The organism is Pseudomonas sp. GD03903 (assembly GCF_029840045.1).
Lineage (GTDB): Bacteria > Pseudomonadota > Gammaproteobacteria > Pseudomonadales > Pseudomonadaceae > Pseudomonas > Pseudomonas pseudonitroreducens.
Genome location: NZ_JAOCBT010000001.1, coordinates 14689 through 34855, shown reverse-complemented (window position 1 = coordinate 34855; position 20167 = coordinate 14689). Strand labels below are relative to the sequence as shown.

General features: G+C 65.4%; 24 protein-coding genes. 12 read left to right on the top strand and 12 right to left on the bottom strand.

Going from position 1 to position 20167, the window contains the following annotated elements; translation table 11 throughout:
- Window positions 1-43: 43 nt before the first annotated feature.
- Window positions 44-490 (top strand): thioesterase family protein, encoded by a 447-nt coding sequence (locus tag N5C91_RS00185; RefSeq protein ID WP_236175719.1) that lies wholly within the window; start codon window positions 44-46, stop codon window positions 488-490.
- Window positions 491-506: 16 nt separating this feature from the next.
- On the opposite strand, the gene N5C91_RS00180 is transcribed toward N5C91_RS00185, so the two are convergent.
- A complete protein-coding gene (locus N5C91_RS00180; RefSeq protein WP_279827608.1) occupies window positions 507-1067 on the bottom strand; it encodes a DUF4124 domain-containing protein in 561 nt (186 codons plus the stop codon).
- 74 nt (window positions 1068-1141) lie between these two features.
- The gene (gene pyrE, locus N5C91_RS00175) at window positions 1142-1783 is read right to left on the bottom strand and encodes an orotate phosphoribosyltransferase (protein ID WP_236175720.1); all 642 of its coding nucleotides are present in this window, start codon (window positions 1781-1783) and stop codon (window positions 1142-1144) included.
- Window positions 1784-1864: 81 nt separating this feature from the next.
- Here pyrE and N5C91_RS00170 point away from each other — a divergent pair, with 81 nt between their 5' ends.
- Window positions 1865-2644, top strand: a complete 780-nt coding sequence (locus N5C91_RS00170) for an exodeoxyribonuclease III (protein ID WP_037009721.1) — start codon at window positions 1865-1867, stop codon at window positions 2642-2644.
- A 76-nt stretch (window positions 2645-2720) separates the two neighbouring features.
- Here N5C91_RS00170 and N5C91_RS00165 read toward each other — a convergent pair whose 3' ends face one another.
- The gene (locus tag N5C91_RS00165) at window positions 2721-3092 is read right to left on the bottom strand and encodes a DUF4870 domain-containing protein (protein WP_236199260.1); all 372 of its coding nucleotides are present in this window, start codon (window positions 3090-3092) and stop codon (window positions 2721-2723) included.
- A gap of 49 nt (window positions 3093-3141) precedes the next feature.
- Window positions 3142-3861: a ribonuclease PH gene (gene rph, locus N5C91_RS00160; RefSeq protein WP_015479557.1), complete on the bottom strand. Its 720-nt coding sequence runs from the start codon at window positions 3859-3861 to the stop codon at window positions 3142-3144.
- A gap of 166 nt (window positions 3862-4027) precedes the next feature.
- Between rph and N5C91_RS00155 the strand changes: the two genes are divergently transcribed.
- The 6 genes from N5C91_RS00155 (at window position 4028) to N5C91_RS00130 (ending at window position 9282) form a co-directional block, all read left to right on the top strand.
- Window positions 4028-4891, top strand: coding sequence for a YicC/YloC family endoribonuclease (locus tag N5C91_RS00155; RefSeq protein ID WP_236175722.1), 864 nt, complete (start codon window positions 4028-4030; stop codon window positions 4889-4891).
- Window positions 4892-4937: 46 nt separating this feature from the next.
- Complete coding sequence (gene gmk, locus N5C91_RS00150) at window positions 4938-5549, top strand: guanylate kinase (protein WP_233297568.1); 612 nt, start codon at window positions 4938-4940, stop codon at window positions 5547-5549.
- A 101-nt stretch (window positions 5550-5650) separates the two neighbouring features.
- Entirely contained in the window at window positions 5651-5917 is a 267-nt protein-coding gene (rpoZ, locus tag N5C91_RS00145) for a DNA-directed RNA polymerase subunit omega (protein WP_024762058.1), read from the top strand.
- 60 nt (window positions 5918-5977) lie between these two features.
- Window positions 5978-8086 carry a bifunctional GTP diphosphokinase/guanosine-3',5'-bis pyrophosphate 3'-pyrophosphohydrolase gene (spoT, locus tag N5C91_RS00140; protein ID WP_236175723.1) on the top strand — a complete coding sequence of 703 codons (2109 nt, stop codon included), beginning with the start codon at window positions 5978-5980 and terminating at the stop codon, window positions 8084-8086.
- Window positions 8087-8106: 20 nt separating this feature from the next.
- Complete coding sequence (locus tag N5C91_RS00135) at window positions 8107-8487, top strand: RidA family protein (RefSeq protein ID WP_024762056.1); 381 nt, start codon at window positions 8107-8109, stop codon at window positions 8485-8487.
- A 60-nt stretch (window positions 8488-8547) separates the two neighbouring features.
- Window positions 8548-9282 carry a hypothetical protein gene (locus N5C91_RS00130; RefSeq protein ID WP_236175724.1) on the top strand — a complete coding sequence of 245 codons (735 nt, stop codon included), beginning with the start codon at window positions 8548-8550 and terminating at the stop codon, window positions 9280-9282.
- Window positions 9283-9315: 33 nt separating this feature from the next.
- Here N5C91_RS00130 and N5C91_RS00125 read toward each other — a convergent pair whose 3' ends face one another.
- From N5C91_RS00125 to N5C91_RS00115, 3 genes are all read right to left on the bottom strand, one after another.
- Complete coding sequence (locus tag N5C91_RS00125; RefSeq protein WP_279826744.1) at window positions 9316-9939, bottom strand: LysE family translocator; 624 nt, start codon at window positions 9937-9939, stop codon at window positions 9316-9318.
- Window positions 9940-10005: 66 nt separating this feature from the next.
- Entirely contained in the window at window positions 10006-10806 is an 801-nt protein-coding gene (locus tag N5C91_RS00120; protein WP_236175726.1) for an AraC family transcriptional regulator, read from the bottom strand.
- 1 nt (window position 10807) lies between these two features.
- Window positions 10808-11677: an NAD-dependent epimerase/dehydratase family protein gene (locus N5C91_RS00115; protein WP_279826740.1), complete on the bottom strand. Its 870-nt coding sequence runs from the start codon at window positions 11675-11677 to the stop codon at window positions 10808-10810.
- A 94-nt stretch (window positions 11678-11771) separates the two neighbouring features.
- Between N5C91_RS00115 and N5C91_RS00110 the strand changes: the two genes are divergently transcribed.
- From N5C91_RS00110 to N5C91_RS00100, 3 genes are all read left to right on the top strand, one after another.
- On the top strand, window positions 11772-12704 hold the full coding sequence (locus N5C91_RS00110; RefSeq protein ID WP_017520699.1) for a hydrogen peroxide-inducible genes activator: 933 nt from the start codon (window positions 11772-11774) through the stop codon (window positions 12702-12704).
- Window positions 12701-14776 (top strand): ATP-dependent DNA helicase RecG, encoded by a 2076-nt coding sequence (gene recG / locus N5C91_RS00105; protein ID WP_279826735.1) that lies wholly within the window; start codon window positions 12701-12703, stop codon window positions 14774-14776. The genes N5C91_RS00110 and recG overlap by 4 nt, the downstream gene beginning before the upstream one ends.
- Before the next feature lie 91 nt (window positions 14777-14867).
- On the top strand, window positions 14868-16274 hold the full coding sequence (locus N5C91_RS00100; protein WP_279826732.1) for an aminoacyl-tRNA deacylase and HDOD domain-containing protein: 1407 nt from the start codon (window positions 14868-14870) through the stop codon (window positions 16272-16274).
- 181 nt (window positions 16275-16455) lie between these two features.
- Here the strand turns inward: N5C91_RS00100 and N5C91_RS00095 are convergent, their stop codons facing one another.
- The 5 genes from N5C91_RS00095 to N5C91_RS00075 all read right to left on the bottom strand — a co-directional run bounded on the left by N5C91_RS00095 (window position 16456) and on the right by N5C91_RS00075 (window position 19367).
- Window positions 16456-16857 (bottom strand): helicase, encoded by a 402-nt coding sequence (locus N5C91_RS00095; protein WP_236199265.1) that lies wholly within the window; start codon window positions 16855-16857, stop codon window positions 16456-16458.
- Window positions 16858-16992: 135 nt separating this feature from the next.
- Entirely contained in the window at window positions 16993-17265 is a 273-nt protein-coding gene (locus tag N5C91_RS00090; RefSeq protein WP_017520695.1) for an HU family DNA-binding protein, read from the bottom strand.
- Between the two features lie 196 nt (window positions 17266-17461).
- Window positions 17462-18616, bottom strand: a complete 1155-nt coding sequence (locus N5C91_RS00085) for an FAD-dependent oxidoreductase (protein WP_279826729.1) — start codon at window positions 18614-18616, stop codon at window positions 17462-17464.
- 220 nt (window positions 18617-18836) lie between these two features.
- Window positions 18837-19004, bottom strand: coding sequence for a rubredoxin (locus N5C91_RS00080; RefSeq protein WP_279826726.1), 168 nt, complete (start codon window positions 19002-19004; stop codon window positions 18837-18839).
- 195 nt (window positions 19005-19199) lie between these two features.
- Window positions 19200-19367, bottom strand: a complete 168-nt coding sequence (locus tag N5C91_RS00075; RefSeq protein WP_015479573.1) for a rubredoxin — start codon at window positions 19365-19367, stop codon at window positions 19200-19202.
- A 234-nt stretch (window positions 19368-19601) separates the two neighbouring features.
- Here N5C91_RS00075 and N5C91_RS00070 point away from each other — a divergent pair, with 234 nt between their 5' ends.
- A complete protein-coding gene (locus tag N5C91_RS00070; RefSeq protein WP_236175744.1) occupies window positions 19602-20141 on the top strand; it encodes a chorismate lyase in 540 nt (179 codons plus the stop codon).
- The last annotated feature ends 26 nt before the right edge of the window (window positions 20142-20167 follow it).

Sequence of the window (20167 nt, the reverse complement as noted above, 5' to 3'; positions counted from 1 at the left end):
GCCATGGATGCCCAGCGTCGAACAGGTCTTCAGGAGCTTTCGCATGGCCGCGTCTCCCGTTTCCCGCAATGACTTCAGCTTCTTCCACGGCCTGCGCGTGCGCTGGTCAGAGGTCGACCCGCAGGGCATCGTCTTCAACGGCAATTACCTGACCTACGCCGATGTCGCCACCACCGAGTATTACCGCCACCTGGGCGTGAGCTACCCGGCCGATCTGCTGCGCGGCGGCGGCGACCTGTTCGCGGTGAAGACCACCCTGGAATATCTGGCGCCGGCGCGCTTCGACGAGTGGCTGGAGATGGGCGTGCGCGTCAGTCGGCTGGGCCGCAGCAGCCTGACCTTCCAGGTCTCGATCTGGTGCGACGAGCAGTTGCTGACGCTTGGCGAGCTGATCTACGCCTATGCCGGCGAAGACCGCACGAGCCAGCCCCTGCCGGACTGGCTGCGCGGGAAGATCAACGAATTCGAGCGCGTCTCGCCGCAACAGTGAGCGGCGCGGGGTGGGCTCAGTTGCCCACCAGCTGGGCGACGCGGGCGCGATCCTCGCCGAAGCTGCTCACAGCCTGCACGCGCAGTTGCTGGTAGCGGGCGATGTCCTGCTGCAGGCGCTGCTCATCGCTGCGCAAGTTGTTCAGCTGCGCGACCAGGTCGTCGGGCACCTGACGCCCGGCGCGCTCCTGGTCGGCGGCGCGAGCCTGCAGGTTGGCCTGCTGCATCTTCAGTGACTGCAGATTGCCCTTGGCCACGCTGGTCAGCCCATCGAGTTCGGCCAGTTTGCGGTCGCGGGCACGGTCGACGTCTTCGACGCTGGTGTACATGCGCATCAGCTGCTGGTCGGAACTGGCACGGGCGGCGTCCGCCTTGCGCTGCTCGATCTCGGCGGCGGTCGGGGCCGGCGGCACCTCGCGGATCACCCGGCCCTGTTCATTGAGCACCTGATAGCCCTTGCCGATGTACTGCGGGGGCACGCCCAGGCGGTCAATGACGGTGATGCCCTTGTCATTCACGTAACGGTACATCTCGACCTGGCTGGCCGCCTGGTCGGCAGCCGCCTGGCCGGCGAGCATGGCTCCCAGAAGCCCCATCAACACCCTGTAGCGGTAAGCACCCTGCTTGGCCATGCCCGACACCCTTGTTCCGGTTAGATACCGTACTGCGCCCGATACGCTTCGACTGCCGACAGATGCTGCTTGAGCTGCCCGTCACCGGCCAGATATTCCAGCACCTGCTCCAGCGAGACAATGCTTACGACTGGAATCGAGAAATCCCGTTCCACTTCCTGGATCGCCGAAAGCTCGCCCTTGCCGCGCTCCTGCCGGTTCAGCGCGATCAGCACACCGGCAGCCTGGGCTCCCTGCGCGTCGATGATCTGCATGACCTCGCGAATCGCAGTGCCAGCGGTGATCACGTCGTCGATGATCAATGCGCGACCGGCCAGTGGAGCGCCAACCAGCGTGCCGCCTTCGCCATGGTCCTTGGCTTCCTTGCGGTTGAAGCACCAGGGCAGGTCGCGGCCGTGCTGTTCCGCCAGCGCAATAGCTGTAGCGGCCGCCAGCGGAATTCCTTTATAGGCCGGACCGAACAACACGTCGAAAGGTATGCCGCTGTCGACCACCGCGCTGGCGTAGAAACGACCCAGCTGGGACAGCGCAACGCCGCTGTTGAACAGACCGGCATTGAAGAAGTACGGGCTGGTGCGCCCGGACTTGAGAGTGAACTCGCCGAAGCGAAGAACGCCGCGCTCGATGGCGAAGCGGATGAAATCGCGTTGATATGCGTGCATGGGAGAGAACCGGCCGGTATGAATTTAGCTAAACCGTTTGAGCTCGGGTATCATACACACACGTGATTTTGGGGGCCATTTATGCGGATCATCAGTGTGAACGTGAATGGTATTCAGGCTGCAGCCGAGCGGGGTCTACTCAGCTGGCTGCAAGCCCAGAATGCCGACGTGATCTGCTTGCAGGATACCCGCGCCTCCGCTTTCGATCTGGATGACCCATCCTACCAACTGGATGGCTACTTCCTGTACGCCTGCGATGCCGAAGTGCCCAGTCAGGGCGGCGTCGCAATCTATAGTCGTCTGCAACCCAAGGCTGTCATAAGCGGCCTGGGTTTCGAGATGGCCGATCGTTACGGGCGCTACCTGCAAGCCGATTTCGATAAGGTGAGTATCGCCACTCTCCTGCTGCCTACCGGGCAGGAAGGGGATGAGAACCTGAACCACAAGTTCAAGTTCATGGACGATTTCGCCCAGTACATGAACAAGCAGCGCCGCAAGCGCCGCGAATACATCTATTGCGGCTCGCTGTACGTCGCGCACCAGAAGCTCGACGTGAAGAACTGGCGCGAATGCCAGCAATCGCCCGGCTTCATGGCGCCGGAGCGTGGCTGGATGGATGAGATCTTCGGCACCATGGGCTATGTCGACGCCCTGCGCGAGGTCAACCGCGAAGGCGACCAGTACAGCTGGTGGCCGGAAAGCGAACAGGCCGAGTTGCTCAACCTGGGCTGGCGCTTCGACTACCAGATCCTCACGCCGGGTCTGCGGCGCTTCGTGCGCGGCGCCAAGCTGCCGCGCCAGCCGCGCTTCTCCCAGCATGCGCCGCTGATCGTGGACTACGACTGGACGCTGAGCATCTGAGTCCTGGCGCCGCGCCAAAAGGCGGACAGAAAAAAGCCGGCTTCGCGCCGGCTTTTTCATGCCTGGAATTCAGCGCCTACTTGATCGGACGCCAGGTGAAGGGATAGCGGTAGTCCAGCCCTTCGTTGGCCTTGATCCCGGCGATGATGGTCAACACCAGCGCGCCGATGCTCACCAGGCCCAGCAGGAAGAAGCCAATCACCACCAGCATCAGCAGGAAGCTGACCACCACCGCGAGGCTCACGGTGATCTGGAAGTTCAGCGCTTCCTTGCCCTGACGGTCCACGAACGGGTCTGATTCACGCTTGATCTGCCAGACGATCAGCGGCCCGAGCAGGTTACCGAAAGGGAAGATGAAGCCAAGGAAAGCGGCAAAGTGGCAGAACATCGCCCACTGCCGGGCCTCCTGGCTCGGCTTAGGCTGCGGTACCGGTACTTCGTCGCTCATCCTTTCGCTCCTTGTACTTGCAGAGCGGGCGGGTTCACCGCCCGTCGGGTCAGTCCGCCAGCGCGGCGCGCTGCAGCTCGAACAGCTCGCGCAGGCCCTGCTGCGCCAGCTCCAGCATGGCATTGAGTTCAGCCGGCTGGAAGGGTGCGCCCTCGGCGGTGCCCTGGACTTCGATGAAGCCGCCCGCGTCGGTCATGACCACGTTCAGATCGGTCTCGGCGGCGGAGTCTTCCAGGTAGTCCAGGTCCAGCACCGGCTCGCCCTGGTACATGCCCACGGACACGGCAGCGACCATCTGCTTGAGCGGATTGCCCTTGAGTGCGCCGCGCTTCTTCAGCACGGCCAGGGCGTCGATCAGCGCCACGGTGGCGCCGGTGATGGACGCGGTGCGAGTGCCACCGTCGGCCTGGATCACATCGCAGTCGATATACAGGGTGTTTTCACCCAGCTTGCTCAGGTCCAGCGCGGCGCGCAGGGAACGACCGATCAGCCGCTGGATTTCCAGGGTACGGCCACCCTGCTTGCCGCGCGCAGCTTCGCGCTGGTTACGCTCACCGGTGGAACGCGGCAGCATGCCGTATTCGGCGGTCAGCCAGCCCTGGCCCTGGCCCTTGAGGAAGCGCGGCACACCGGATTCGGCGCTGACGGTGCAGATCACCTTGGTGTCGCCGAACTCGACCAGCACGGAGCCCTCGGCGTGCTTGGTGTAATGGCGGGTGATACGGATCGGGCGCAGTTGGTCGGCGGCGCGGCCACTGGGACGGTTCATGGAGGCATCCTGTACAGATTACTGGCGGGGGAATGTCCGCCATTATAGAGGCCAGCGGACGGGCGCAACCACCGCCGGCGTGCTGCGGCGCGCCACGCTGGGGTACAATTACCGGTTTCCGACGACCTGTCGGCCATTTTCCCAGCCCATTCAGAGAGGTGATTCCATGGTCCACAGCATGACCGCCTTCGCCCGCGTCGAGCGCGCCGGCACCCATGGAACCCTCAGTTGGGAGCTGCGCTCGGTCAACCACCGCTACCTCGAACCCAACCTGCGCCTGCCCGAAGCCTTCCGCGACCTCGAAGGCGCGGTGCGCGAGGCGCTGCGCCAGGGCCTGTCGCGCGGCAAGGTGGAATGCACCCTGCGCTTCAACGAGGAAAACGCCGGCAAGCCGCTGCAGGTCGACCGCGAGCGCGCCGCGCAGCTGGTCGCCGCCGCCGAGACCGTCGCCGGCCTGATCCAGCAGCCCGCCCCGCTCGACCCGCTGGCCGTGCTGGCCTGGCCGGGCGTGCTGGTGGGCGATGCCGCCGACCCGCAGGCGCTCAACGCCAGCGCCCTGGCCGCCTTCAACCAGGCGCTGGACGAACTCAAGGCCGGCCGCGCCCGCGAAGGTGCTGACCTGGCGAAGATCATCGACGAGCGCCTGAGTGCCATGCAGGAAGAAGTGGTCAACCTGCGCGAACTGGTGCCGCAGATGCTCGCCAACCAGCGGCAGAAGATCCTCGACCGCTTCACCGAGATGAAAGCCGAACTCGACCCGCAGCGCCTGGAGCAGGAAATGGTCCTGCTGGCGCAGAAGAGCGACGTCGCCGAGGAGCTGGATCGCCTGACTACCCACATCACCGAAGTGCGCCGCGTGCTCAAGGCCGGCGGTGCCGCTGGCCGGCGCCTGGACTTCCTGATGCAGGAGCTCAACCGCGAGGCCAACACGCTGGGTTCGAAGGCGTTCGACCCGCGCTCCACGCAGGCCGCGGTCAACCTCAAGGTCCTGATCGAGCAGATGCGCGAACAGGTGCAGAATATCGAGTAAGCCGGGCGTCTCCGGTCCCAATCCACCGCAACTCCAGGAAAGCGCCATGTCCGGCACCCTGTACATCGTTTCCGCGCCGTCGGGCGCCGGCAAGACCAGCCTGGTCAAGGCCCTGCTCGACGCCATGCCCAGCGTGCGCGTCTCCGTCTCCCACACCACCCGCGGCATGCGTCCGGGCGAAGTGGACGGGGTGAACTACCACTTCGTCGGCCACGACACCTTCAAGGCCATGCTCGAGCGCAACGAATTCCTCGAGCACGCGCAGGTCTTCGACAACCTCTATGGCACCTCTCAGCGCTGGGTCGAGAAGACCCTGGCCGAGGGCAACGACCTGATCCTCGAGATCGACTGGCAGGGCGCGCAGCAGGTGCGCCGGCTGATGCCCCAGGCGCAGTCGATCTTCATCCTGCCGCCGACCCAGGAAGCCCTGCGCCAGCGCCTGACCAACCGCGGCCAGGACAGCGACGAGGTGATCGAGCGGCGCATGCAGGAAGCCGTCAGCGAAATGAGCCACTATGTGGAGTACGATCATCTGGTGATCAACGACGATTTCGCCCACGCGCTGGAAGACCTCAAGGCGATCTTCCGCGCCCGCCAACTGCGCCAGGATGCCCAGCAGCAACGCCATACCGAGCTGCTGCAACGCCTGCTGGCCTGAAACGGGCGAGCAAAGGCACTTCCATAAAGATTGGCGATTTTTTAGACTATCCAGTCCGCCCGGTATTTCTCCGGGTCTCCATTTGCGTAATGAGGAACACCATGGCCCGCGTCACCGTTGAAGACTGCCTGGACAACGTCGATAACCGTTTCGAGCTGGTCATGCTCGCCACCAAGCGTTCGCGCCAGCTGGCTACCGGCGGCAAAGAGCCCAAGGTACCGTGGGAAAACGACAAGCCCACCGTCGTCGCCCTGCGCGAAATCGCCTCTGGCCTGGTGGATGCTGACATCGTTCAGCAGGAGGACGTGGTTGAAGAAGAGCCGCTGTTCGCTGCTTTTGAAGACGAGGCCAACAACGAGGCCCTGTAAGTCGATGTCTGGCCGACGAATCGGCGCGCCGCGATATGCCGCTCGGCAGGGGGTAAGCCCATGCCGAGCATAGACGCCTTCGCCGACCGACTGTCGAGCTACCTGGGCCCGGATCAGGTCAACCTGGTCCGCCGCGCCTACTACTACGCCGAGCAGGCCCATGACGGGCAGCGCCGCCGCAGCGGCGAAGCCTACGTCACGCACCCGCTCGCCGTCGCCAACATCCTCGCCGACATGCACATGGACCATCAGAGCCTGATGGCGGCCATGCTGCACGATGTGATCGAGGACACCGGCATCGCCAAGGAAGCGCTTACCGCGCAGTTCGGCGAAACCGTTTCGGAACTGGTGGACGGGGTCAGCAAGCTGACCCAGATGAACTTCGAGTCCAAGGCCGAGGCGCAGGCCGAGAACTTCCAGAAGATGGCCATGGCCATGGCGCGCGACATCCGCGTGATCCTGGTGAAGCTGGCCGACCGCCTGCACAACATGCGCACCCTGGAAGTGCTGTCGGGCGAGAAGCGCCGGCGCATCGCCAAGGAAACCCTGGAAATCTACGCGCCCATCGCCAACCGGCTGGGCATGCACAGCATGCGCGTGGAGTTCGAGGACCTGGGCTTCAAGGCCATGCACCCGATGCGCTCCGAGCGCATTCGCCAGGCGGTGAAGAAGGCCCGTGGCAATCGCCGCGAAATCGTCGGCAAGATCCAGGAATCGCTGGTCAACTGCCTTGCCCGCGAAGGCATGGAAGGCCAGGTCCTGGGCCGCGAGAAGCACCTGTTCAGCATCTACAAGAAGATGCGCGGCAAGCGCAAGGCGTTCACCGAGATCATGGACGTCTACGCCTTCCGCATCATCGTCGACAAGGTCGACACCTGCTACCGCGTGCTCGGCGCCGTGCACAACCTGTACAAGCCGTTCCCCGGTCGCTTCAAGGACTACATCGCCATTCCCAAGGCCAACGGCTACCAGTCGTTGCACACCACGCTGTTCGGCATGCACGGCGTGCCCATCGAGATCCAGATCCGCACCCGCGAGATGGAAGAGATGGCCAACCACGGCATCGCCGCGCACTGGCTGTACAAGTCCAGTGAAGAGGAATCGCCCAAAGGTACCCACGCCCGCGCCCGCCAGTGGGTCAAGGGCATCCTCGAACTGCAGCAGCGCGCCGGCAACTCGCTGGAGTTCATCGAGAACGTGAAGATCGACCTGTTCCCGGACGAGGTCTACGTGTTCACGCCCAAGGGCCGCATCATGGAGCTGCCCAAAGGCTCCACGGCGGTCGACTTCGCCTACGCGGTGCATACCGACGTCGGCAACAGCTGCATCGCCTGCCGCATCAACCGTCGCCTGGCGCCGCTGTCCGAACCGCTGCAGAGCGGCGCGACGGTGGAAATCGTCACCGCGCCGGGCACCCGGCCGAACCCGGCCTGGCTCAATTTCGTGGTCACCGGCAAGGCACGCACGCACATCCGCCATGCGCTCAAGCTGCAGCGCCGCTCCGAGTCGATCAATCTCGGCGAGCGCCTGCTGAACAAGACCCTCGCCGGCTTCGACAGCCACCTGGAGAAGATCCCGCAGGAGCGCATCCAGGGCGTCCTCGCCGAATACCGCATGGAGGTCTTCGAGGACCTGCTCGAAGAGATCGGCCTGGGCAACCGCATGGCCTACGTGGTCGCCCGCCGCCTGCTGTCCAGCGAAGGCGAACAGGCCCCCAGCGCCGAAGGGCCGCTGGCGATCCGCGGCACCGAAGGGCTGGTGCTCAGCTACGCCAAGTGCTGCACGCCGATCCCGGGCGACCCGATCGTCGGCCACCTGTCCGCCGGCAAGGGCATGGTCGTGCACCTGGAGAACTGCCGGAACATCAGCGAAATTCGCCACAACCCGGAAAAATGCATCCAGCTCAGCTGGGCCAAGGATGTCACTGGCGAATTCAACGTCGAACTGCGCGTCGAACTGGAACACCAGCGCGGCCTGATCGCCCTGCTCGCCACCAGTGTCAACGCCGCCGACGGCAACATCGAGAAGATCAGCATGGACGAGCGCGATGGTCGCATCAGCGTGGTCCAGCTCGTCGTCAGCGTGCATGACCGTGTGCACCTGGCCCGCGTCATCAAGAAGCTGCGCGCGCTCAAGGGCGTGATCCGCATCACCCGCATGCGCAGCTGATCCCACCCTAAGGAGTCGACATGACCAAGACCGTTATCCATACCGACAAAGCCCCGGCCGCCATCGGTACCTACTCCCAGGCCATCAAGGCTGGCAACACCGTCTACGTCTCCGGTCAGATCCCGCTGGACCCGAAAACCATGGAACTAGTCGAGGGCTTCGAAGAGCAGACCGTCCAGGTCTTCGAGAACCTCAAGGCAGTGATCGAAGCCTCCGGCGGCTACCTGCACGACGTCGCCAAGCTGAACATCTTCCTCACCGACCTCTCGCACTTCGCCAAGGTCAACGAGATCATGGGCAAGTACTTCACCCAGCCCTACCCGGCCCGCGCCGCCATTGGCGTTGCCGCCCTGCCGAAGGGTGCCCAGGTCGAGATGGACGCCATCGTCGTCCTCGAATAAGCGGTACGAAACACCTACGGGGCCCCAGCGGCCCCGTTCTCTTGTCTGCAAGGAGCAAACATGCGTCGCGCCCTGATCCTGAGCGCCCTGCTCGGCCTGCTCACCGGCTGCGCCGGCACCCCGTCCGACCCGTCCGGTGTCTGGGTCAACCAGGCCGCCATCGATGCTGCCGGCAAAGGTGGCAAGTTGCGCGAGGCGCTGCTGGCCTACGGCCCGAACCTGGAATGGAAACTGGACACCAAGGCCGGACAGGCCACCTTCAGCAACGGCTTCGAGCTGGGCGAAGGTCAACTCACCGCCGAAGATCCCAAGCACTACCGCGTCGACTTCTACGGCAGCAACCAGGAAGCCCTGGAGCTGGACGGCAAGGAGCTGGTGCAGGTAGGCAGCGACAACTGGCCCGAGCAGCGCTTCCTGCGTCCCAAGCAGCAGCCCGCGGCGCAGAGCCCGGCCGGCAGCACCTTCGAGAACGCCCTGTATGCCGCCTACCTCAACGGCACCTGGATCATCGAGGAAGGCGAAGGCAAGGGCAGCAAGGTCAAGTTCTCCCCCAACGGCAGCCTCGAAGGCATGCCCGGCTTCGATCGCTACGCGCTGTGCCTGGCCGGCGACTGCGCGGCCATGAGCGGTGACAACGACAGTATCTGGCTGCAACAGGGCCAGCAGGGCCGCGAGTTCCTCTTCGAGCGCGACGGCGACAAGCTGGAGCTGTTCGAGACGGTGAACCGTGCCCAGGCCGACGAGATGCCGCAGTACGCACCCGGCAACAAGGTCTGGACGCTGGAGCGCGACTGACTCGCGCGAGTGGGCGGGCTCGATTGGCAGACGTCAGCGCAGCCCGCTCCACAGCAACCAGCCACCCAGCGCCAGCAACAGACCACCACACAGACGGTCCAGCGCCGTGACCCGGTGCTGCAGCCAGGCGCGCCAGCGCGGGCGATCCAGCAGGCGCACCAGCGCCATGTCCCACAGCAGCACCACCACCACCATCCACAGCACGCAGACACCCAGCGCCCAACCGGGCAGGTGGAACTGGCCGAGCACGCCAAACAGGCCGGTGTAGAAGATCGGCAGCTTGGGGTTCAGGCTGCTGGCGAGAAGTCCCTCGCGCACGCCCCGCAGAAATCCTCCGCCATGCTGATCACCCACTTGCGTGGGAATCTCCAGCTCCCGCCGCGCCAGCAAAGCCTGCACGCCAAGCCAGACGAAATACCCGCCGCCCAGCCACTGCACGACCCGCAGTCCATGGCTTGCCACTTGTGGCAGCAAGCCGAGGATGAACAGCACCAGCAGCATGCTGGCCAGATTGGCCAGGGCGATACCGACAGCACAGCCATCGGCATGCCGCCGCCCGCGCAACAAGGCGGCACGGATCAGCAGGAAGAAGTCCGGCCCCGGCGACAGCAGGGCGGCAAAGTGAGTACTGGCAACCAGCGCGAAGGCGGCGAACATGACGATCTCCCGAATGCGACGTCGCGCAGTCTGGAAGGGCCGGCCCCAGGCAGTCTTGGAAGAAACTCAGGTGCGCGTAGCGCGCAGGAAACGTCCGGGAGTGACGCCGGTAAAGCGGCGGAAGGTGCCGGAAAAATGCGCCTGGTCGTAGAAGCCCAGGGTCAACGCAACATCCAGCGGCTTTTCGCCGGCCACCAGCAGGCGCTTGGCCTCGCGGATGCGCCGTTGCAGCAGGTAGGTATGCGGCGGCACGCCATAGGCGTTGCGGAAGGCTTCGATCAGGTGGCGCGGATGGCGTTGCAACAGGTTGGCGAGATGTTCGAGGCTGACCGCGTCGCGGTAGTGCGCCTCCAGATAGTCGCGCAGCTTCGCCGTGATGCCGCCATCGCGGGCTGGCGAGGCGTTCGGCCGCATGCCGCCGTGACGGACGAATACCAGTTCCAGCAGCGTCAGCAACTCGCTTTCCAGGGCCAGCGCATCGTTACGCTCGAACTCTGCGGCAACCCGCCGGAGCGCCTCGGCCACCTGCCCGTCATCATGCGGATTGAGCGCCTGGAAGCCGCGCGGCAACTGCTTGCGCCCGAGCAGCGGCAATAGACGCGACTCCTCGATGTAGAGCATGCGGTAGACCAGCCGCTCGGACTCGGCATTGCCGGTGTGCGGCTCCTCCGGATTCATCAGCGACAGTGTGCCGGCCGGCAGCACGTGGCGCGCGCCACGGCACTGGTAGCCGCCGGCGCCCTGCAGGATGGCGCCGATGGCGAAGGCATCGTGGCTGTGACGGCCGAACGGCTGGCCGGAGAAGTCCGCATGGAACAACTCCACTCCCGGCAACCAGGGGCGCGCCAGCAGCCGGTTGGCGTCCATCTCAGGCGTCTTTGCCAGCCAGGATCGCCGCGTAGCCTTCGCGGAAGCTCGGGTAGCGCGGTTCCCAGCCCAGCGCGCGGGCGCGGGCGTTGCTGCAACGCTTGCTGCCGGCGCGGCGCACGGTCTGCTCTGCGGACCATTGGGTGACGCCCAGTTGCTCGCGCAACCAGCCGACCACCTCGTGCAGCGCTGCCGGGTCGTTGTCGACACCGAGGTAACAATCCTCCAGCGCCACGCCGCTGCGGTCGGCTTCCAGCAGGTGCGCCAGCAGACCGGCACAGTCTTCGGCGTGGAGGCGATTGGCGTACAGCGGCGGCTCGCTGGCCACCCGGTAGCCCTCGCGCACCTGCTTGAGCAGCCACTCGCGGCCGGGCCCGTAGATGCCGGTCAGGCGCACGATGCTGGCGGCGATGCCGCTCTGCAGCGCCACCTGCTCGGCCTCGAGCATCACGCTGCCGGAATAGCTTGTGGCTTCGGCCGGCGAGGTCTCGTCGATCCACTCGCCATCGCGCTGGGCATACACACCGCTGCTGGAGACGAACAGCAGGCGCCTGGGCGTCTGCCCGCGCTGCTTGAGCCAGCCGAGCGCGTTGCGCAGGCCTTCGACGTAGGCGGCGCGGTAGCCGGCTTCGTCATGCTGGGTCGCGGCGGCGCAGTACACCAGGTAATCCAGGTTGCCGACCGGCCAGGTATCGGGGCATTCGAGCTGGGCCAGGTCGCCGGCCACCGGCAGCACTTCCAGCGGCAGCGTGGCGACGTTGCGACGCAGGCCATGGACGCGCCAGTCGCGCGCGGCCAGTTGGCGCCCCAGGCGGCTGCCGACATCGCCGCAACCGACGATCATCAGGCTGGGGAAGGTGCTCTTGCTCATGCTTGGCTCCGCGAATCAAAGTTCGGCAGTTTAGCGCGGTTGGTTCGCGGCGGTGCAGCCGCTATGCTTGGGCCACCTCAACGGATTCAGTGCCATGACCCTTACCGAACTGCGCTACATCGTCACGCTTGCCCAGGAGCAACACTTCGGCCGCGCCGCGGAGCGCTGCCACGTCAGCCAGCCGACCCTGTCGGTGGGCGTGAAGAAGCTCGAAGACGAGCTTGGCGTGCTGATTTTCGAGCGCAGCAAGAGTGCGGTGCGCCTGACACCGGTCGGCGAAGGCATCGTGGCGCAGGCGCAGAAAGTGCTGGAGCAGGCCCAGGGCATCCGCGAACTGGCCCAGGCCGGCAAGAACCAGCTGACCTCGCCGCTCAAGGTCGGCGCCATCTACACCATCGGCCCGTACCTGTTCCCCCACCTGATTCCGCAGCTGCACCGGGTCGCCCCGCAGATGCCGCTGTACATCGAGGAAAACTTCACCCACATCCTGCGCGACAAGCTGCGCACCGGCGAGCTGGACGCGATCATCATCGCCCTGCCGTTCCAGGAAGCCGACGTGCTGACCCTGCAACTGTTCGATGAGCCCTTCTACGTGCTGATGCCGGCGGACCACCCATGGACCGCAAAGAAGACCATCGACCCGGAGCTGCTCAACGACAAGAGCCTGCTGCTGCTCGGCGAGGGCCACTGCTTCCGCGACCAGGTCCTGGAAGCCTGCCCGACCACCCACAAGGGCGGCGAGAACAAGCACACCACGGTGGAATCCAGCTCCCTGGAAACCATCCGCCACATGGTCGCCTCAGGCCTAGGCGTGTCGGTGTTGCCGTTCTCCGCCGTGGACAGCCACCACTACGCACCGGGCGTCCTGGAAGTGCGCCCTTTCAGCGCCCCGGTTCCCTTCCGCACCGTCGCCATCGCCTGGCGTGCCAGCTTCCCGCGGCCGCGCGCCATCGAGGTGCTGGCCGACTCGATCCGCCTGTGTTCGGTCGCCAAACCGACCGTCAAGGGTGAAGCCGAGCCGGCATGACCGATCTGTCGAACGTCCCGGTCACCGCGCTCAAAGGCGTGGGCGCCGCGCTGGAAGAGAAGCTGGCGAAGGTCGGCCTGGAGAACCTCCAGGACATCCTCTTCCACCTGCCGCTGCGCTACCAGGACCGCACCCGCATCACGCCCATCGGTGCATTGCGCCCGGGACAGGACGCCGTCGTCGAGGGCGTGGTCTCCGGCGCCGACGTGGTGATGGGCAAACGCCGCAGCCTGCTGGTGCGCCTGCAGGACGGCACCGGCACGCTGAGCCTGCGCTTCTATCACTTCAGCCAGGCGCAGAAGGAAAACCTCAAGCGCGGCACGCACCTGCGTTGCTACGGTGAAGCGCGCCCCGGGGCTTCCGGCCTGGAGATCTACCACCCCGAATACCGCTCGCTCACCGACGCCGCTGCGGCGCCGGTGGAGCAGACGCTGACGCCGATCTACCCGACCACCGAAGGCCTCACCCAGCAGCGCCTGCGCCAGCTCAGCGAGCAGACCCTGGCACGCCTGGGCCCATCGAGCCTGCCGGACTGGTTGCCGGCGGAACTGGCCCGCGACTACCGCCTCGGCCCACTCGACGAAGCCATCCGCTACCTGCACCGGCCGCCACCGGATGCTGATCTGGAGGAGCTCGCCGAAGGCCGCCACTGGGCGCAACATCGCCTCGCCTTCGAGGAACTGCTGACCCACCAGCTGTCGCTGCAACGCCTGCGCGAAAGCGTGCGCTCCCAGGCCGCGCCAGCTCTGCCGCCGGCCAAGCGCCTGCCGCAGCAGTACCTGAAGAACCTCGGTTTCAAGCCCACCGGTGCGCAACAGCGGGTCGGCGCGGAAATCGCCTATGACCTCGCCCAGTCCGAGCCGATGCTGCGCCTGGTGCAGGGCGACGTCGGCGCCGGCAAGACCGTGGTCGCCGCCCTCGCCGCCCTGCAGGCGCTGGAAGCCGGTTATCAGGTGGCGCTGATGGCGCCCACCGAGATTCTCGCCGAGCAGCACTTCCTCAACTTCACCAAGTGGTTGCAACCGCTGGGCATCGAAGTCGCCTGGCTGGCCGGCAAGCTCAAGGGCAAGGCCCGCGCCAGCGCATTGGAGCAGATCGCCGGCGGCGCACCGATGATCGTCGGCACCCACGCACTGTTCCAGGACGAGGTGAAGTTCAAGCGCCTGGCCCTGGTGATCATCGACGAGCAGCACCGCTTCGGCGTGCAGCAGCGCCTCGCCCTGCGCCAGAAAGGCGTCGACGGCCGGTTTTGCCCGCACCAGCTGATCATGACCGCCACCCCCATTCCGCGGACCCTGGCGATGAGCGCCTACGCCGATCTGGACACCTCGATCCTCGATGAACTGCCGCCCGGCCGAACCCCGGTGAACACCGTGCTGGTGGCCGACAGCCGCCGCATCGAAGTGATCGAGCGGGTGCGCGCCGCCTGCGCAGAGGGCCGCCAGGCCTACTGGGTCTGCACGCTGATCGAGGAATCCGAAGAACTCACCTGCCAGGCTGCGGAAACCACCTACGAGGAACTCTCTTCGGCGCTGGGCGAACTGCGCGTGGGCCTGATCCACGGGCGCATGAAGCCGGCAGACAAGGCCGTGGTCATGGAGGCCTTCAAGGAAGGCATGCTGCAGTTGCTGGTGGCGACCACGGTGATCGAAGTCGGCGTGGACGTACCCAACGCCAGCCTGATGATCATCGAGAACCCCGAGCGCCTGGGGCTGGCGCAGTTGCACCAGTTGCGCGGCCGAGTCGGCCGGGGCAGCGCGGCAAGCCACTGCGTGCTGCTCTATCACCCGCCGCTGTCGCAGATCGGCCGCGAGCGCCTGGGGATCATGCGCGAAACCTGCGATGGTTTCGTCATCGCCGAAAAGGACCTGGAATTGCGCGGCCCCGGCGAAATGCTCGGTACGCGCCAGACCGGCCTGCTGCAATTCAAGGTGGCCGACCTGATGCGCGACGCCGACCTGCTACCGGCGGTACGCGATGCCGCGCAGGCCCTGCTGGCACACTGGCCGCAATCGGTCAGTCCGCTGCTGGCACGCTGGCTGAGACACGGCCAGCAATACGGACAAGTGTGACGTATTTCACTCTCATCGGTCAGTTGACTGCTCGGTCACGCTGACTGCGTGGTTATACTCCGACCCAGCCGTTGATAACCGGATCACATTCATGAGCGACGCCGCACGCGCCCCATCCGACTCCTCGCAGGCCCCCGAGGTCATCCTGCAGCTGCTCGACAAGCTGGGCATTCCCTCTCGCGAAATCAGCGACGCCACCACACTGCCGGCCGCGCGCCGGGTGCAGGCCAGCCTGCTGGAGGATGCCGTCGGCACCTTGCTGGTGCTGTTCCCGCAGAGCCAGTTGCTGGACCTCAACCGCCTGGCCGAACTCACCGGGCGCAAGCTGGTGGCGGTCAAGCCCGATCGCCTGGAGCGCATGCTCGGCAAGCATCAGCTCGGTCGCCTGCCGGCATTGCCGCCGCTGACCAGCTCGCCGTGCCTGTATGACGAGCGCCTGCTGCAGGAACCGCAGCTGCTGATCGAGTCCGGCGCACCGGGCACGCTGCTGGAAATTCCCACGGCGTCCTTCCGCAGCCTGCTGGAGAAGGCCAGCGCGGCACGCTTCGGCGTGCCGCTGGAATCCATCCGGCCCAACCTCGACCGCCCGGACGACGACCGCAAGGAAATCACCCAGGCCGTGCAGGCGTTCACCGCCCGCCGCATCCAGCAACGCCTCGAGGAAACCATCGAGATTCCACCGCTGCCGGAAACCGCACAGAAGATCATCAAGCTGCGCGTCGACCCCAACGCCACGGTGGATGACATCACCGGCGTGGTGGAAACCGACCCGGCGCTCGCCGCGCAAGTGGTCAGCTGGGCGGCTTCGCCCTACTACGCTGCGCCTGGCAAGATCCGCTCGGTGGAGGACGCCATCGTCCGTGTGCTGGGCTTCGACCTGGTGATCAACCTCGCCCTGGGCCTGGCCCTGGGCAAGACCCTGAGCCTGCCCAAGGACCAGCCGCAGCACGCTACGCCCTACTGGCACCAGGCGATCTACACCGCCGCAGTGATCGAGGGCCTGACCCGTGCCGTGCCGCGCGCCGAGCGCCCGGAAGCCGGCCTGACCTACCTCGGCGGCCTGCTGCACAGCATCGGCTACCTGGTTCTGGCACACATCTTCCCGCCGCATTTCTCGCTGATCTGCCGGCACCTGGAAGTGAACCCGCACGTCGAGCACAACCTCGTCGAACAGCATCTGCTGGGCATCACCCGCGAACAGATCGGCGCCTGGCTGATGCGCACCTGGGACATGCCGGAGGAGATCTACACCGCGCTGCGCTTCCAGCACGACCCGACCTACGCCGGTGATTGCTCCGCCTACGCCAACCTGGTGTGCCTGGCGACCCGCCTGCTGCGCAACCACGGCATCGGCAGCGGCCCGGAGACCGATATTCCGCAGGACCTGCTGGATCGCCTGGATATTCCGCGTGAAAAGGCCGAGGACGCCGTGCGCAAGGTCCTCGACGCCGAGGCTGTGCTGCGTGAACTGGCCAGCCAGTTCAATCCGGGGCACTGAATCTGGTCCGGCCCCGGCCGTAGGATGGCGTGGAGCGCAGCGATACCCATCGATCCGAAGCACCGACAGCATGGGTATCGCTTAGGCTCCACCCATCCTACGAGTACCCTGCCGTGCATCGCTTCCCGCATCAATGAAAAAGGCCCCGTCAGGGGCCTTTTTTCTGTGCATCGAAAGCGCCTCAGGCGGCTTTCTTGTCGCTGGCCGGCGCGGCCTTTTTCTTCGGCTTCAGGTACTTCACCAGGCCCTGGAACCAGATCACCAGGCCGGGGTTGCCCTGGATCTGGATGTCCTTGTTCTGGATGCCCTGCATGAAGGCCAGTTGGGGATTCTTCGAGGTCATGGTGGCGAAGCCGTAGGCGCCGTCCTTGAAGCCCAGCGCAAAGGCCGGGTTCGGGTGCGTGCCGCGACGGGCGCTGACCTTGAGATCCTTGACGATGTAGTGGCGGGCGACCTTGCCGTCGAGGGTGTGGAGCTGGAACACCAGGTCCTTGCCTTCGAGCTGCTTCTGGAACGCCGGGTTTTCGCGGCTGGCCTTGGCCATCAAGCGACCCAGCATCCACAGGAGAAGACGGAATTTCATGCACAAACCTCGACGTTCGAGACAATAGTCTGCGCATTGTAGCCAGTTTGAAAACGGACTACATCCGGTCTTTTGGAGGGATTATGTAACTGCAGGAGGCAACCCGGAGCCGCTCTGGCTCCGGGTCAGACGCGATCAGTTGACGGCGTCTTTGAGCGCCTTGCCCGGCTTGAAGGCAACGGTATTGCTGGCTTTGATCTTTACCGGCTGGCCGGTCTGCGGGTTCTTGCCGGTACGGGCGCCACGGTGGCGCTGAACGAAGGTACCGAAACCGACAAGGGTAACGCTGTCCTTGCGGTTGAGCGCGCCAGTGATTTCATCCAGCAGCGCATTCAGCACCTTGTTGGCTTGTTCTTTGGTGAGGTCGGCCTTCTCGGCGATCGCGGCGGCGAGTTCTGGTTTACGCATAAATGCCTCTTTGACGGTTTGTTGTTGTTGTGTCCGTGCTGTCTTCCCAACAGCGCCCAAGGCACCGCAGCCTTGCCGTACAGGCTCTAGGCTGCGGCAGACGGGGGGAGAATGGCACGCCGAAAGCTGGTACGCCAGTATCGTCTGACAATTTGCGGGTAGTTTCCCAAGGCAAAAACGCCATAGGCGACGCCTGTCACGCCAACAGGGCTGGCAACTCCTTGTTCAGAGAGAGTTTTTCACTCACCGCGGCCCCTGTGAGGGCGTAACCGAGCAATCGACCGGCGGTATCCCGGCAGAGCACCTTGAGGTCCGGGCCAGAGCCTTCCACCTGCCATTCACCCTCGCTTCCGCGCGGCGGCGGCGAAACCACCAGCGGGCACACCGGGGTTTTCACCGTCACCGGCATGGCGCCATAGGCCACCGGCGTCGGTTTGCCGGCCAGGGTCTGTGCCAGTGCGCGAGCGCAGGACATCAGTGGCATCACGTAGAGCAGGTTGAGGCCGTCGACCTCGGCGCAGTCACCCAGGGCGTAGATATTGGCGTGGGAGGTGCGCAGTTCGCGGTTGACCATCACGCCACGGTTGATGTCCAGCCCGGCGGCGGCAGCCAGGTCGATGCGCGGGCGCAGACCGACCGCGGAGACCACCAGATCGCAGGCGATCACCTGGCCGTCGGAAAGATGCGCCTCCAGGGCGTCCCCGGCGTGCACCAGACTGTTCAGCACCGGGCCGAGGTGGAAGCGTACGCCAAGGCCTTCCAGCCCCTCCTGCACCGCCTGCGCGGCGGCAGGATGGAGCAGGCCGGGCATCACCTGTTCGCAAGGCGCGACCACGTCGATCTGGTAGCCGCCGCTGGACAGGTCGTTGGCGAATTCGCAGCCGATCAGGCCGGCGCCAAGCAGCAGCACGCGGCGCTTGCCGGCGGCGGCAGCGCGGAAGCGTGCGTAGTCCTCGAGGTCGTTGATCGGGAAGATCAGGTCCTGGGCGTCGCCCTCGACCGGCACGCGGATGGTTTCGGCGCCCCAGGCCAGGACCAAGTCGCGGTAGTGCACTTCTTCCTCGCCGATCCAGATGCGCCGGTGGCCCGGATCGATGCCGGTGACGCGGGTGTGGGTGAGGATGCGCGCCTTGAGCTGGTCAGCCATGGCGCCAGCTTCGGCCATGGCCAGGCCGTCGGCGTCCTTGTCCTTGGAGAAGCCGGTGGAGAGCATCGGCTTGGAGTAGGAGCGACCGTCGTCGGCGGTGATCAGCAGCAGCGGCGTTTCGCTGTCCAGCTTGCGCCACTCGCGGGCCAGGTTGTAGCCGGCAAGGCCAGTTCCGATGATCACCAGCGGTGCGTTTTCGCTCATTACTCTCTCACCTCAAAATCGCCACAGCGTAAAGACGGAATGGCGGCGCGGAAGCCGCCGAATGTTAGTTCTGTCACCCAGAATCCATTCAGGACCTGGCGAGCTAGAGCAGAACAAGGCGGAAGCGAGCGAGGGAGCGGAGTGTACTTCAGTACATGAGCATCCCGAGTTCGCTTCCAACGCAGTTATGCCGACGCGCAGCCCGGTCATGGATGGATTCTCAGGAGATTTCGATCATCTCGAAGTCCATCTTGCCAACGCCGCAGTCCGGGCAGACCCAATCCGCCGGGATATCTTCCCAGCGGGTTCCAGGAGCAATGCCCTCTTCGGGCAGCCCCAGCGCTTCGTCGTAGATGAAGCCACAGACCACGCATTGCCATTTGCGCATCGGATGCCCTCCTCGGCTTGCCCGCTGAACCTAGCGTATCTGCCCATGCCGGCCAACGGCGGGCATGCCGCCGGGGCACGTCAGCAGAGTCAACCCGGCGCCAGGCCAGTCTACCCCGTCAGCAACAGCCGTGCCGGCGCTACAAACGCAGACGGCGGCCCGAAGGCCGCCGTCGCGGAATTGTTCCTGGCGGGATCAGCCGATCTCGATCATCTCGAAATCCAGCTTGCCGACGCCGCAGTCCGGGCACAGCCAGTCTTCCGGTACGTCTTCCCAGCGAGTGCCGGCGGCGATGCCCTCTTCCGGCCAACCCTTGGTCTCGTCATAGATCAGGCCACAAACCACGCATTGCCACTTCTTCATCAGCTATCACCCTCATGTTCTTGTCGCTTGGACGTCAGTGCATCCAATGTCCGGCTTTGTACTGGCGATGGGCTTGCGGCGCAAGCCCCTGTAAAACGCCGGGCAACCCGCCAAACCTTTGGTGGGGTTTTGCGTAAGGCACTCTTGCAGACAACGCAATCGGAGCCGCAAAGCCGCCATGTTAAGCTGCCGCGTCCCTGGCCAACTGCAGTCGAACCCGTGCCCGAAGCCGCCCTGATTCACCCGCCCCGCTGGCTCACCGCCGCCCAATTGCACCCCGCTCCCGCCGCCCAGGTGGTGGACTGGCTGTTCGATGAAGGTTCGCTGACGCGCCGCCTCACCGCGCTGTCCGCCGGCGCCTTCGCCGTACAGCCGCTTGCCGAGGGCTGGCATCGCCTGCGTACCGATGAGTGCGCTGCGCTGGGCGTGCCGGATGGCAGCCAGGGCTGGGTGCGCGAGGTCTACCTGAAGGGCCACGGCACGCCCTGGGTATTCGCCCGCAGCGTCGCCGCGCGCCAGGCGCTGGAAGGCTCAGGCTTCGACCTGCGCCTGCTGGGCACGCGCTCATTGGGCGAATTGCTGTTCAGCGACCGCGCCTTCCTGCGTGGCGCCATCGAGGTCTGCCGCTATCCGGCCGCCAGCCTGCCCGCCGAGGTGCGCGCCGAGCGCCTGTGGGGCCGCCGTTCGTGCTTCAGCCGTGACGGCCTGGGCGTGCTGGTTGCCGAAGTATTCCTGCCGACACTGTGGCAACGCGTGGAACAACAGCCCGTATAATTCCCGGATCGTTTTCCGGAGGCCGC